The sequence below is a fragment of the Paenibacillus sp. Y280 genome, assembly GCF_056786335.1.
The window spans coordinates 59,152-73,724 of sequence record NZ_JBXCIW010000018.1 but is presented as its reverse complement, the minus strand read 5'-3'; the positions used below and the strand labels follow the sequence as shown (position 1 = coordinate 73,724).

Below are 14,573 nucleotides of genomic sequence, written 5' to 3'. Positions count from 1 at the left end.
CATGAGTGAAGTGAAGCCAAAGGTGAAAAAGGTAAAGAAAAAACCCGTTAATACTACACCGGTCTCGACTGGACTACTAGATATTTTAAGTCCTTCAGCCATTGATTTTAAAAATAAAACGATAACAAATGGTGAAATGTATCAGCGTGTAATTGCCGTAATAAACTTTCCGGACCGTGTTGGTCCAGCTTGGCTAGCTAAAGTTTCTACCTTGCCAGGTGTGGTGGCGAGTATTCATGCTACACCAGCTGATCCGGTTGAGCTGATTAATCAAATTAAAGTATCATCTGGTGAATTAGAAGCTAAAATTATTCAAGGTGGAAATCAGGTGAATATTGATCGTGCAAAAGATCAATTAGCTGCTGCTAAACACCTTACACGAAAGATCTATAATGAATCACAAGCCGTATTCTTTGCAACGGTTATCTTCCTCGTTACTGCTTACGACTTGGATGTGCTTACGCAACGTTGCAAAAAACTAGAGTCCAATCTAGCTGCAGCTGGGATGCGCGGCAGAACGCCAATGTTTAGGCAAGAAGAAGGATTAAAATCAGTTGGCCCTTACCGGATTTTGGCACCGGAAATCAGTGAGCTAGCTGCCCGTAATATGCCTGTAGAAACGATCGCAGCTATGTACCCATTTGTTTATTCGGGGATTAATGACGGCAATGGTATTTTACTTGGCTCGGATAAGAACGGAGGAATCCTCCTCATTGATTTTTGGAAGCGTGATGGTAGTAGAACTAATACAAACGTTACGGTCTTAGGTCGGCCGGGTGTGGGCAAATCAACCGTTATTAAAAAGATTCTTGCGTTTGAAAATGCGAACGACACTGATATTATCATCATTGATCCGGAACGGGAATATAAGGATCTTTGCGCAAGATTAGAGGGAGACTGGATAAACTGCGGTGCCGGCGGGGACAAAGGCAGAATTAATCCCCTACAAATAAGAAATGTTCCTTTGGATGATGAGGAGGACGATCCAGATGAGCGTATGTTCTCGGAAGAGATAACTTCTCAAGGACCACTCGCTCTCCATTTCCAAATCATGCGCACATTTTTTAAACTCTATTGTGGTAAAGATCTAACTCGAATGAAAATGTCGTACTTAGAGGTTGCGCTAGAAGAAATATTCAAGAAAAAAGAAATTTTTTGGAATTCAGACCCCAACAAAATTAATAATACAGATTATCCCTACATGCAGGATCTCTTTTATTGGCTCGAAGAAATGTCGAAAAAGGAATCAACAAAGACTGTTTGGGAAGAGCTAATGATGCTTATTCGTCCAGCTGCTGTTGGAGCAGATAGTGGTTTATGGAATGGCGCCACTACCATATCAGCGAACTCAGACTTTATCTGTTTGGATACACATAACTTGCTTGAATCTGCAAAAGAGATACAACAAGCACAATATTTCAACGTACTAGGTTGGAGTTGGAATAAGATTGCACAGGATCGAACGAAACGCGTTATTTTAGCAGGCGATGAGTTTTATCTAAATGTTGATCCGGAGAATCCTGAAACCCTGAAATTCACAAGAAATGCATCCAAGCGTATTCGAAAGTATGAAGGTGGATTAATGGTTATTACTCATGATATGAATGACTTTATGGATCCAGCTGTTAGAAGATACGGACAATCATTATTGAATAATCCCGTCTACAAGATCATTATGGGTCAAGGTGAGCAAGAGATAAAATCACTAACTGAATTGATGCATCTCTCTGAAAAAGAGATCGAAACGCTTTTGGCAGGTAATCGGGGAGAAGCGCTCTTTATAGCGGGGAACCGCAGGGTCCATGCCAAAATCGAAGTTTCAAATGAAGAGCTAGCATTGTTCGGTAAAGGTGGAGGTCGGTAATGTGGGTCACCCTTGCAAAAGCGGTACTCACTTTAATACCAAAAGACAAGTTAATACAGATCATTATATTTATTCCATTAGGTCTAGTCTTCATTTTTATTATGTTGTTTGCAGCGCCAGGCGGAATATATAAACATTTGCCTATGGCTTCTGATCCGCAATATGATTATTATGTCAAAGCAGCTCAACAAATAAAGACTGAAACAGGTGTGACTGTAGAGTGGCAACAAATCATTTCAATAGACGCCGTTCTTTTAAAGCAAGATTTTACATTATCCAGCCAGTATCGAGCTTATAGCTATAAATGGGCTTTTGTGCGCGAGGAGACTATGCCTTGTCCCGCACCAAGCACGACACCTTCGCCAAAACCTTCGCCAAAACCTAAGCGAACACCAAATGGGCGAGAGCCAACGCCAATAAGTGGCGGATCTGGATCGGAACCATGCTATACAACCGTTTATTTCCCACGTACATTTGATGAGGCTCTTCTACTACTTGTTAAAAGTGGCACCATCTCAGTTAGCCAAATAGCTGATATTAAAGATTATAATAGGTTCACACTTTCTATGAGTGAATTTGATGATGAAGATCATACGGGCGGCAGCAGTGTTCATATTGGTGGTAATTTGGTTGTAAAAGTAGGTATCTATGGATGGCCATTACCTTCAGCAAATACAAGAGTAACTTCATCATTCGGGATGAGGACCCATCCAATTACAGGGGCCAGAACCGGGCATAAAGGTGTCGATCTGGCTGCAGTCATAGGGACCAAAGTTTATGCAATAGATGATGGTACTGTTCTAAGGACAGGCTTTCTTGGTACAGGAGGGGAAACAATTCAAATTAAGCATTCCGGTAATGTGGTTTCGAAATATTTACACTTAAGCGGATATGCTATAAGTGAAGGGGAAAAAGTAAATAAAGGAGATCTTATCGGTTATTCTGGAAATACTGGTGGATCCACAGGTCCTCATTTACATTTACAAATTGATTATGCTGGCGTACCGGTTAATCCCCTTCGATTCTATTAAAAAAGTAGCATGCCATTAGGTGGCTGCTACTTTTTTTTGGTTATAAACGCCTGTATTAACTCTAGAAGTGCTGTACGCTGCTCGGGTGTGAGATCCGCAAGCAAGGAAACGAGCGTTCGTTCGTCTTCATTTAATTTAATTTGTGAGGAGGTCATTTCATAAGGAAGAATATCGATAAGGGGTATGTTAAACGCTGATGCAATCTTTTGTATAGTGTCGATTTGAGGACTTCTTTTATCATTTTCTAGATCTGATATGGTAGATTGTCTTAATCCAGCCATTACTGCTAAATATTCAGAGCTCCAATCGCGTTCTTTTCGAAGGGAACGGATTTTTTTTCCTAATGACATTTGGCCAACCCCAATTTTCAAATAAATGATTACTCTATATTACCACAGGTAAAAACCGCTTTCATACTAAATTAAGTGTTTTTAAATGGGGTTTGTCTAGTTCCAAATTACTACAATCTTTTAAAAGATTTTTATTGTAAAATATCTTTTTATAAGTTAAAATGGGAATAGAAATATATCCCAATGACTACTATATCACATTTAATGGGCTTTTTCTCCTAAAACTTACGTACTATGAGAAATGATTTATCATTTGTGAAGATATAGAGGCATTGGCTTTTTAATGGGATTGTTCTGTCGTATTATGGTACTTTTTGTCCATCGGAGGGATGACATATTGTTTGGAATACTTACAAGTCGGGAGAGAAGTAAGGATATATATGATGCACTAACTGATAAGGAGATATGGTTTGAAAAAGTAGGTAGTTTTAACTCGGAGGCTTTTTTACAACATTGTCAATCGGCAGCTGCTGTTAACCTACAGTACTTCATTGTTGATCTGGATTGTACGGATGCACAGAGCCTTATTAAAGGCCTTAGAGTTTTTCGTTCGACTCGTTCTACCCGAATCATCCTTATCGCTCCTGGGCGTGTACCAGGCGACCCTACCATTACAGCGATTTTACCCCTGCAGATGGTTGATATTATTGCTCCAGAGATCGAGGAAGAAGAAAGCGATGAAGAAAGTGAGGATGATGGGGGGTACTTTGAAGAGAATCCTAACATTCCATCCTACTTGACCATACTTATTAAACAGCAAATTGCTTCTGAGTTTAGTTATGGTAATGTCGCTCGCTGGGATGTAGCTCACGATGGACAGAATTCAACTTTAACGCCCTCAACCAAAGAAAAGATAGAGAAAGGAAAAAAGGAACGGCCTGAACAGTCTAAAATCGACCCAACTATCGTGGATTTCATTGCAAACATTGATCTTCCACCGGAGCCTAAAGCAACGATAAAAGAAGTTGTGGTTTATAAAGATCGAATGGTCGGAACACCAATTATCGCTGTAGGAGGCGTAGATCGAAGGACTGGTTCAACATGGGCTGCGCTACAGTGTTCACGACTGCTTGCAAATAAGGGATACAAAACAGTTTGTATCGAGTTGAATGATAATCTGCTCAGTCCGAACGTCTTCCGATTTATGGATTTTCAAGAATCCAAACATACAGAAGGTGGTTATCACATTGATGGAGTCGATCTTTTCTCGAATGATAAAAACATCTCGATTGATCGCATCATCTCGGAATATGAATATGCAGTCATTGATCTAGGGCAACTGGTTAGTGGTAGTAAGCTCCATGAAGGGATTGACCATTTCTTACGATCGAATATTCAGATCGTAACGGCTGGTTCAAGTGATTGGGATTTTGATCGTCTCACGGCTGCGATTAGTCACTTCCAGACTCGACAAATCTCAAAAAAGCTTCATGTTTTAATCAGTCTAGCAAGTGATGATCGCTTTGATGAGCTTAATAAGATTTTCACCAAACAAGAGAAAGAAGATTACAAGCTGAATCTATATCAAGCGCCGTATTTGCCGGATAAGAAAACGAATGACCCTAATCTAGAAGACTTGTTATCCATAATTATGGGGGAATACTTACCTGTTAAAAAGAAAACACGATCATGGAAATTTTGGTAGAGGAGTAGCTGATATTGAAAAAAATACTGCGAATTCTGTTGTTTGTACTCATTGTTGCAACAGGTCCGATTTTGTTAATAGGTTGGACAAAGTGGGTCGAACCAACATGGGGAACCGTACAGGTTATTCAAGCGACGAAAGAAATTAAACGCGGACAAATCATTAATAAGACTGATTTGAAAGTGGTAAACATTAAGGCTGAGCAAATTGTCTCTACACGAATGACAGATCCTACCTTAATCATTGGCGAAGAAGCTCTTCGAACAATCTATGCCAATGAACAAATCATTGAGGATATGTTAGGGCTAGATGAACTCATTCCTGGAAATGGTGAGTCAAATATGCCGATTCCTAATGAATGGATTCTTATGGTACCGGGGAGCTTGCTTAGAGGGGACCACATATCCCTAATGCCAGTTTTAGATAAGACTAAAATTAAATCTGAAACATCACGGAATGCTCTTGAAGAAGATGAACAAAAAATCGAAAAACCTACGGTAGTATCCGATGCAGATATAAACGCGCTGACCAACATTCCCGTTAGCTATTCTAAAGCTGGTAACAACCAAGAGGTAACGACTGAAGATGATGGACGTCAAAAACCTTCCGGATCGGTTAAAAACTTAGAAATCGTCGTCAATGAAGATCAACGGCAGCTCATTATTAAGTATGGAAGCGAAGGATATAAATTCCTTGTGACTTATCGGTAATGGAGGTTTTTAAATGAAAGCATATATTCTACTTGATCAGTCAGGCGTAACCGAAGCCTTTCAAGAACTGCATGAAGTAGAGGGTGTGGAACGCTTCGTGTTGGAAGAGAAGATTAAAGTTGAAGAGGAATGTATCATCGTAGTTTCTGATCAATACGTGGATATAAAGACGATGATTCAGCTGCGTTCAGAAAACCCTAAAGCTGATCTTTTCTATCACGTATCGCTCTACGAGGATGCCAGTGAAGCAAAAGCCATCCAAAGCACGCTAAAAGCCCATGATACAAGGGTCATTCCACCACACCTGACTGGGAAGCAGATTGTTGACTTTATAGCTTCAGAATTATTTACGAATGTTAAAGGAACGAGTCGAGTAGTAACGGCTATGGGATCGACCAATGATACAGGTCTGACAACGGCCCTTATAATGCTCGGGAAACAAATTACAGAATTAAGCGATATACGGATAGCAATCATCGGACTTAACGGCTTTAATCCCGGTACGACTTGCTTTAACTATAACGGTAAATATTTAGATGAAATATGGGGTGTCCTTGATGGACGACAAATGCAGGCCGCTGATCTAGAAGAAAAAATGGATGAGCTGCGGCCAGGATTATTCTATCTAGCTGGTAATCGTGACATGTTAAAGATTTATACCTACACGCCAGAAGGAATTGCTCACTTAATAGAGCTGGCAAAACAGCGTTTTGATTTAATCATTCTTGATGTTGGTCATCATTTAGATACGCCACTAGCTGTACAAGGCATTTTATCAAGCGATCTAATGATGCTATTCACTAATCAACGTACAGCTGCTAAAGAGTCATGGTTTCGGTATAAAGAACAGGTACTTGAACGAGAGCTCGGAATGGATATTGATCATGCTAAAAATATTTGGCTAGTGTGCAATATGATTTATCTGACATCGGATGTTGAAACAACTAAGCAACTATCTGAAATTTACAAATTGCCGTGTATGGCCAGTATTCCTTATTATAATACCTTTTATCGAACTGAATTTCGGAAAGACTTGTTAGCCTTTAATGAAAAAAAATACATCAATGAGCTTAATCGAGTTGTTAATGGACTCCTTGATTTCTATCAGTTTCCTCTTAAAGAGACGAGTAAGAAAACAAAAGGATGGTTCAATTTATCGCGGAGAGGAGGATAAATTGTGGAATCAAAAAAAAGGGTGGCCCGGTTCAATCTACAACAATACAGCAAAGAACAAGGGCTTCATAAGCGAGGAACCGGAGAAGAAAAGCTGTCTTTCACAATCGCCACTGAAGAGGTGGCTGCTCCTTCTAACGTCTCCTCTTTCGAGAAGGTGTGTATTCAATTTAAGGAAGAACTTAAAGCGCTTTTCATTTCCATTGCAGCGACAAAAGAAGGGGATGATATGGTCAATCTAGAGTCATATGCCCTTATTGGAAAGCATGATTCTGTAACCGCAATGCTTGAAAAGATTGAAACCTTTATAACCAATCGGAAAATACGTGACATTCACATCCCGATCTACTACAAGGATATTCAAAATTTTGCAGATGTCGAGCAGCGGAAATACAGTAATTTAGCTCATGCAATCTTTCATGAGAATTATGGATTGAATGCTCTAGCATATTGGATTACGATGCCAGGCAGTTATGCAATGCAATCGATAGGTAAGAAAATTTGGATACATAATCCGGATATCGGTCGATTTGAACGTATGAAGTTTGAGATCCCTTCCGATGAAGTCGTTAATAAAATTATTAGAACGCTTGAAGCTCATAAATCAGGAGCGAAGATAAATGAGCAGCAACCGGAAATTGAACTGGATCTTTTTACCGGGGAAAGGGTTTCCATATTAATCGAACCCCGAGTAAAACGTAATGTCATTACTTTTAGGCGTGTGCTCAGAAATAAAGTAAGTTTAAAAAAACTTTCGTTCGAGGACAATCTTTTTCCCAAAGAGGCATTGCCCATTTTTGAAGGGATTAGCCTAACACAACCTAATGCAGTGATTTCCGGACCTATGGGAACCGGTAAAACAACATTATTACGTGCAATCATTCATGAGCGAGCCGATGATCTAACCGGAATTAGTATCGAGAACGACTATGAAATTCAAATTAGCATTGATAATCCAAATAAAAAATTTATTGAAATGATCTTGAATGGCTCTAGTTTTGAAAAAGCACTCGAAAAAGCTCTTCGCACCGATGCAGATTACGGTGTCATCCAAGAGGTTCGTATTGTAGAAGCTGAAGGCGCCATGATTATGTGCGAGAGGCTGCAGAAAGGTTTTTTAACTACAACTCATATTTGGAGGCCTGATACGATACCTGATCAATGGGCACGACTTATATGTCGCTCCAATGGGGGAGGGGATCTCCAAGCTGAAGCGAAACGTGTGGCTGAATATCTAGATCTTATCATCTTACTGCAAATGGACGAATCCAAAACTTTTAAATGGGTAGAGAGTGTGCAGGAGCTTCGCTTTAATCGTGAAAACGGAGAAATTAGCACGCATCAAATTATGCGCAGGAACGATGAAACCAATGAGTATGAATATCGAGCGGATCTTAGCAAGCAGCTGCAGAGAGAAATGAAACATAAAAATAAAAAATGGTTCAATACTTTGATAAAAACCCTAGAAATGCTTGAAAGTAAATCACCCATACCAGACGGTGAAGGCGTTGTGATTTTTAATCCAGCCATAGCGGATCCTCAGTATAGGCTAGCCTTAGCCACTGAAGCTTTAGTACAAAAGCAAACATTGACGGTGGAAGCTACCGAGCGTGTGGCTTTTGCGCTCGAATTACTTTTGAAGAAGGAAGAGGTGACACGATGATTTTCATCCTTCTTAAAGGTATCGTTTATCTCGGATCTGCGGTGATAACGTCATATGCTGTCTACCTTATTCTCAAAGGAACATTAAATAGCTTGAGTAAAAAAATTGCTGTTGAGCAGCGAATGAAAAAAAATGCAATAGAACGTAAAAATGCACATCTTGGCATTATAAAAGATGCGAGTTTTATTGAAATTGCATTTCGTGATTTAGAGAACATGCTAATGGTAACCAAAAAAAATTATCAAAAGACATTATCCGTACAAAATTTCATGATTTATCATCTCGTTATGTTTAGCATTCTTTCGATCTTTATCGGTGGTTTGTCTCAATCTTATTTCTTTGGTATCGCACTAGCTACTTTATTTGTATATGGAAATTTCATGCGACACCGTGTAAAGCTTCGGGTAAAGCGAATCGAACGAGGGTACCAGCTCGCAGAGCTAACGGGGGCAATAGCATCTACGTACAATAGCTCCATGCAGCCTCAAATGAAGCTAACTCTTCGTGAAGTAGTAAAAGAAAATCCGGATTCTCCTTTTAAAAATCATTTACAAGAAATCATTAGAATCGATCAAAACTACGTTAATCCTGACGATTTAATGGTGGTTATTGATAGTTTTGTATATAGCATTAATACTTCCTTTGCTCGAGAACTCGGATTCACTTTGTACAAAGCCTTAACAACTAAGGAGTTTGTAGGCGATACATTGACGCGAATCGATGCTAAGATCCATCAAAATATTTTGGATATTAAAAACGAAACCGCCGAAAAATCGGATGTGAAAAACCTAAGTTGGTTTCATTTAATCGCTTTTCCAGGCACATTTCTTATTCTTGCTCTATTTTTGGATATTACAGATGAGAGCATAATTCACTTTCAATTTCAGACCGATCAAGGTCGAGCAGGATTTCTCTTATCCGTTTTAGCTATAGGGATGGCCCGTGTTGTCGCATCCTGGTTTTTACGCCAACCAAATGATTATTAGGAGGGGCATTAATTGGGATTTACCATTGCAACTTATGTGTTTTACTCCGTTATTATCATTAACTATCTATTCGCTGCCAAGCTGCTTGGGAACATACTAAATGCAAAACTTCCGGAGAAAGAGAGCATTTTGCAGCGAATAAAATACCAGAATTTGAAAATGAAAGATCTACTTATATCGCCAGAACTAGAAAAAGAGTTTTCTGATGCCGGCTATCCATTAAAGATAAACGCCAAACGTTTTCAAATATGGCGCTTCCTTATTGCTTTATTCCTTCTGGGTTTTGGAATCTATAGCGCTTTTTTTAAACCAGAAACGCCTCCCGTTTTCAAAGTTTTGTTTCTAGCAAGTCCAATGCTGTTTTTATCGCTTATCACGAGTCCTAAACGAAAAACCATGAAAACTGTTTTTCGAATGTATCAGAATCGTAATGACTATCTGAAAAATCAAGAGCTCTTCATGATCTATTCCATGATTACCGATGAGCTTAAAGATTCTGGCAATCAGGTCATTAATATCTTGGATCTGATTCGTAAATTGAGATTGTACACACCGCGCATTCGAGGATCCATTAATAAAGGTCTTCGTAACACCAATTCTGGAATTGACGCGGTGATGAACATAATAGGTGACGATATAGGGACTGATGAAGCAAAAGAGGTATGTAAGATTATTGCAAGCATGCAGAATGCAGGCCAGCAAAATGTTCATGAGCTCATTGCAAATCGTGAAGAAACTTATACAGCCACCCTTAGAGCAAATAGACAAAAAAGGAGGACCACATTAACAAATATCGTAAATCCGATCGTATGGTTACCGCTGTTCATCTATATCATGAACCTCATGTTTGTTGTTATGCAAATGGTTAGTTCTATGGGTAATAACTTAACCAACTTAAAGTAATTCAAAACTAAAGGAGTGTATGTTCAATGTTCGGTAAATCATTAGGTGAGATCTTTGAAATTCTTGGGGTAGTTCTTTCCATTGGAATTGTCGTGTTTTTATTAATTTGGGCACTTATTTCAGCACTTAGCGGCGATCTTTCTGACACGTTCAATAACATCCAATTACCTTCTTAATATGAAACCATTCGTTTTCAGGGGAGATGATCTGTCTCCCCTAGGAAAGGAGGCCAAATTGACTTGTTTACTAAAGCATTGGCCGAGATTTTAACCGTTTATTTTCTCATCTTATACCTCTTTCAACCCGTGTTGCATGAAGTATTTAATGTTAGAAGTAACGCTGTCGAAATTGTGTTAAATCAAGGTATTGCAAAAGCTGCTTCACTTGATAACGGGTACTTCACACCCGAAATTATTCAAGAAATGAAAGATACGTTACGAACGAAATTTTTTATACCGGAGAGTTCAGTAACATTTACCGGTACGACCGTTCCCATGCCACGCGGCGAATACATTGAAGGAACATTGAAAGTGAAGGCAACACCACTCTGGATCTTTCAAAACTTAGCTGGATCAAGTAATGCACCTAAATTCCTGTCTCGTCATGCAACGATGATGAGTGAATATATGGAGAGGTAGAGAATATGGGCCGAGCGTTACTGATATCTGCTCTCAGTTTAATTTTCTTGTTAATGGCGTCTTTCAATGCCGATCGTGCAACAAATACTTCAGTAATTAATGCAATGACTTACAGTCTTCATTACGCAGCTCATGATGCGGCCTTACAGATTGACCCCATTCAAAAAACCGATGGATATATTGTTTTTAACCAAGATCAAGCCAGGAGTGTTTTTGAAGAGACGCTGCAAAGGAATCTTCGATTAAAAGAGAACATGATGCCTTTACCTAATACGTTGCTCGATGACCCAATTGAAATTTTATTTGAGGATTACGTGGATGATTCGAGTGGCGTGACATTCCCCTATAACTATGTGAATGATCAGTATGGCATCTATAAAACACTTCTTGGACCAGCTGTTATTTATGAGATACGGGTAAAGAGCCCAAGATCTAGTAAATATTCATATGATGGCTACATTTACAAAAATGTCATTGAACTATATCCGTTGCCCCAATAAGGAGTGAAAACCTAAAGTGAGAAAGTACAAATTCATCATAGCCATATCCATGGCTTTAGCCTTAATCGTCCCACAAATGGCTTATGCGGCGCAATCTACTCCGCCGTCTTCATCAGCTATTAAAGTCATTAATAATCTAACGGGTACACCAGACACCGTAACCGTTTCGGATCTCTATGAAGGAGACGTTGTTAAGATCTACGCAAATCCGTCGACGACAGCAACAATTGGTACAGGAACAGTAGCTGTAGGTACATCGACTGTAGTCGTTAGTATTCCACAGATTGGTACTGCAGCTGGCACAATTTATGTTTCTGTCACATCGGGTACCAACAGCCAGAGCAATCGGACACCGAAAAGCTATGCAGCCGAAGCAGCCTCTGCCTTTTTAGACGCAGGGCAGATTGCTATCACTAATAACCCGACGGGTACAGCGGACATTATTGATATCGTTAATCTAGCAGTAGGTGATGTTATCCGGGTTTATAATTCTCCGATCGATCCTACAGTTATTGGTACGGGAACAGTAGCAGGCGGACAGTCTAGCGTGTCCATTTCTATTGCACAAATCGGTGCTAAAAATGGAACGCTTTATATTACTCGAGCAACAGGTGCGGCACAAGAAAGCAGCAGAATCGGTAAATCGTTTCGAGGAGAGACAGCAACGCCGGCTCCTATTACCGCAGATATCGTCATTAACAATTTCACTACCGGTACAGCAGATGCAGTTGTAGTTAGAAATGTACAAGTGGGAGACGTTATTAAGGTTTATTCAACAAACCGTGATGCTGTACCTATTGCGACAAAAACAGCTACATCTACCTCAGAATCATTATCGGTCAGCCAGCTAGGTAAAAATGAAGGTCAAGTTTATATCACGTTGACTAGAGGAACGATGGCTGAAAGTGTTCGTGTTGCTAAGGCATTCAGTCCTGAAGCTGCAAGCACGGTACCTTTGAATAATATTAAGATCGTTAATAATACGGGTGCAGCGGATAGCGTTACTGTTGCTAATCTTAATCCAACGGATATCATTCGGGTATATGCAAATAAAACAACAACCACGCCAATGGCCATTGGGACAGCCAATAAAAATCTATTACCTCCAGTTGCTAAATGGAATTTACATGCAAATGCTTCAGCAACAAGTAATTATGGATTGCGCCTTGTAGCAACGGCTGGCGGACAGCTATCATCCTATGATGTTCCCGTTCTAGGGTCTCAAAACTACGCATTCCAAGTTTTAAATACGAATGGCGCTACGGTCAATGTGAAGACGTTAGACGCAGCAAAAGCCACGATAGGGACCAAGCTAACAACAACCATAGCAAATCCTACAGCAACCTTTGTTACTGAGAGCAATGCCGCTTATATCCGCGTTGAATTCACTTCAACTTCAGCAGGAACATTTAACTGGGCAAATGCACAAGTAGAGCTAGGTGCAGCTGTTACGGATTTTGAAGAACAAGAAGCAGCAGTTACCAAGAATATGCTTCCACCCGTTACACAATGGACCTCTCTGCATTTGAATACTAAAGTTTTAAGTGCATATAAGCTAAAGCTTACCGCTTCGGCAGCTAATCAAAGAAGTTATGTACGAGTAAAAGCATTACCATCAACAATCTATTCTTTTAGTGCACAACATGATGGACAAATCACCATTAGCTCAATATCTTCCGCAGGCGCTGTCCTTACTACAAATGTTAATGCATCAAATGCTCAAAGTGGATCCTTTACAACCCATGCATCAACGGCCTTTATCGAATTTGCTGTTACAAATGGCGCTTCAGGAACTTTTTCATTTACAAATCCTATGCTCGAGGCCGGAGGAACTGCTACGAAGTTTGAACCAATGGCTACAGCCAAAGTATACGGATTTGTTTCAGTACCCCAAATGGGAACTGCAGCAGGTACTATCTATATCACAGTTACTACGCCGGGTAGTTTAGAAAGTGCTCGGACAGTAAAGAGTTTCAATGCTGAAGCTCCAACTACAGCTTTAAGTATTAAATCAATTACTATCAAAAATAACAAAGTCGGTACAAACGACACGATAACTGTTACAGGACTAAAACCAGGTGACGTTATTAAAATTTACCGGACAAAATTAACCTCAACTGTACTTGCTACATCAACTGTTGCTGGCGGTGCTAATATGACGACCATTTCAATTGCGCAGCTTGGTCTAGCAAAAGGAAATATATTCGTAACGGTCACCAATTCAGGAAAAAGAGAAAGTGTTCGAGTAGGTAAAACTTACTCAGCAGAATAAGGGCTTAACATCGATGGCCCGTTTGGAGGAAAACATATGATTAATCCAGTAAATCGGGCCATTGATCTTATTCTTTGGGATGTTAATCAGTATCTATTTTCTTGCAAGACCAACATATTTCATATTTTTGCATCGCAATGCTTGTTTGAGGCGCTGCGCCTTCGTGATCCAAAAACGTTAAATCATTCATTGAAGGTGGGAATTTACGCATACCTTGTGGCAAAGAGTTTGGATAGTAGTCGAGCTATGGAATATTTCCTTGGGGGTTTAGTACATGATATCGGGAAAATTGCTTTTCCTGATTTCATTTTAAATGGTAAGAATCTCGTTGGTAAAAAACGAGATCAAGTAAAAGAACATGTAGCAGATTCAGTCAACACACTGGTTCGATTAAAAATGCCGGAGATTATCATTAATATTGCTAAATATCATCATGAACGTCATGACGGATCGGGCTACCCAGAAGGAGTAAAAGGGGAATGTATTCCGATAGAAGGTAAGATTGCGGCAGTCGTGGACGTTTATTGTGCTATCACAGAGCAAGATAGGGGATATCAACCTGGAAGGTCCCATGAAGAAGCATTTCGAATTCTAAAGGAATCCAAAACTCTATTTGATCCATATGTGCTGAAACAATTCTTTAAGATGTTTAATGATGTCAAAACGATAAATCAATTAAATGAAGTAAGTAATGTAATGCTAGAAAACATTTTTTCTTTCGAGAAATATCTTGATACTATCTCTACTGATTCGTTGGTTAAATCTTGATGCTCGATAGCTAGTATGGTTTCTCGAAGAGGGCGGCCTTCTTGATGGCTTTTCCGCCTGTCACAAGCGT

Annotated in this window: 14 protein-coding genes; 13 read left to right on the top strand and 1 reads right to left on the bottom strand. The window is 39.7% G+C overall.

What is annotated here, in order from left to right:
• Position 1 precedes the first annotated feature (1 nt).
• Entirely contained in the window at positions 2–1,864 is a 1,863-nt protein-coding gene (locus AC1TPC_RS20445) for a VirB4 family type IV secretion system protein (RefSeq protein ID WP_482068649.1), read from the top strand.
• On the top strand, positions 1,864–2,895 hold the full coding sequence (locus tag AC1TPC_RS20440; RefSeq protein ID WP_482068648.1) for a M23 family metallopeptidase: 1,032 nt from the start codon (positions 1,864–1,866) through the stop codon (positions 2,893–2,895). The genes AC1TPC_RS20445 and AC1TPC_RS20440 overlap by 1 nt, the downstream gene beginning before the upstream one ends.
• A gap of 26 nt (positions 2,896–2,921) precedes the next feature.
• On the opposite strand, the gene AC1TPC_RS20435 is transcribed toward AC1TPC_RS20440, so the two are convergent.
• Complete coding sequence (locus tag AC1TPC_RS20435; RefSeq protein ID WP_482068647.1) at positions 2,922–3,245, bottom strand: helix-turn-helix transcriptional regulator; 324 nt, start codon at positions 3,243–3,245, stop codon at positions 2,922–2,924.
• A gap of 337 nt (positions 3,246–3,582) precedes the next feature.
• Here AC1TPC_RS20435 and AC1TPC_RS20430 point away from each other — a divergent pair, with 337 nt between their 5' ends.
• The 11 genes from AC1TPC_RS20430 (at position 3,583) to AC1TPC_RS20380 (ending at position 14,503) form a co-directional block, all read left to right on the top strand.
• On the top strand, positions 3,583–4,890 hold the full coding sequence (locus tag AC1TPC_RS20430; RefSeq protein WP_482068646.1) for a hypothetical protein: 1,308 nt from the start codon (positions 3,583–3,585) through the stop codon (positions 4,888–4,890).
• A gap of 14 nt (positions 4,891–4,904) precedes the next feature.
• Complete coding sequence (locus AC1TPC_RS20425) at positions 4,905–5,600, top strand: SAF domain-containing protein (protein ID WP_482068645.1); 696 nt, start codon at positions 4,905–4,907, stop codon at positions 5,598–5,600.
• A gap of 13 nt (positions 5,601–5,613) precedes the next feature.
• Positions 5,614–6,774 carry a CpaE/TadZ family protein gene (locus AC1TPC_RS20420; protein ID WP_482068644.1) on the top strand — a complete coding sequence of 387 codons (1,161 nt, stop codon included), beginning with the start codon at positions 5,614–5,616 and terminating at the stop codon, positions 6,772–6,774.
• A gap of 3 nt (positions 6,775–6,777) precedes the next feature.
• A complete protein-coding gene (locus AC1TPC_RS20415; RefSeq protein ID WP_482068643.1) occupies positions 6,778–8,436 on the top strand; it encodes an ATPase, T2SS/T4P/T4SS family in 1,659 nt (552 codons plus the stop codon).
• A complete protein-coding gene (locus AC1TPC_RS20410) occupies positions 8,433–9,422 on the top strand; it encodes a hypothetical protein (protein WP_482068642.1) in 990 nt (329 codons plus the stop codon). Before AC1TPC_RS20415 ends, AC1TPC_RS20410 begins: the two co-directional genes overlap by 4 nt.
• 12 nt (positions 9,423–9,434) lie before the next feature.
• Positions 9,435–10,325 carry a hypothetical protein gene (locus tag AC1TPC_RS20405; protein WP_482068641.1) on the top strand — a complete coding sequence of 297 codons (891 nt, stop codon included), beginning with the start codon at positions 9,435–9,437 and terminating at the stop codon, positions 10,323–10,325.
• A 26-nt stretch (positions 10,326–10,351) separates the two neighbouring features.
• Positions 10,352–10,501, top strand: a complete 150-nt coding sequence (locus AC1TPC_RS20400; RefSeq protein ID WP_482068640.1) for a hypothetical protein — start codon at positions 10,352–10,354, stop codon at positions 10,499–10,501.
• 63 nt (positions 10,502–10,564) lie between these two features.
• Positions 10,565–10,963: a hypothetical protein gene (locus AC1TPC_RS20395; RefSeq protein ID WP_482068639.1), complete on the top strand. Its 399-nt coding sequence runs from the start codon at positions 10,565–10,567 to the stop codon at positions 10,961–10,963.
• A gap of 5 nt (positions 10,964–10,968) precedes the next feature.
• Entirely contained in the window at positions 10,969–11,463 is a 495-nt protein-coding gene (locus AC1TPC_RS20390; RefSeq protein WP_482068638.1) for a hypothetical protein, read from the top strand.
• Positions 11,464–11,479: 16 nt separating this feature from the next.
• Positions 11,480–13,735, top strand: coding sequence for a hypothetical protein (locus tag AC1TPC_RS20385; protein ID WP_482068637.1), 2,256 nt, complete (start codon positions 11,480–11,482; stop codon positions 13,733–13,735).
• 36 nt (positions 13,736–13,771) lie between these two features.
• Positions 13,772–14,503 carry an HD-GYP domain-containing protein gene (locus AC1TPC_RS20380; protein ID WP_482068636.1) on the top strand — a complete coding sequence of 244 codons (732 nt, stop codon included), beginning with the start codon at positions 13,772–13,774 and terminating at the stop codon, positions 14,501–14,503.
• The last annotated feature ends 70 nt before the right edge of the window (positions 14,504–14,573 follow it).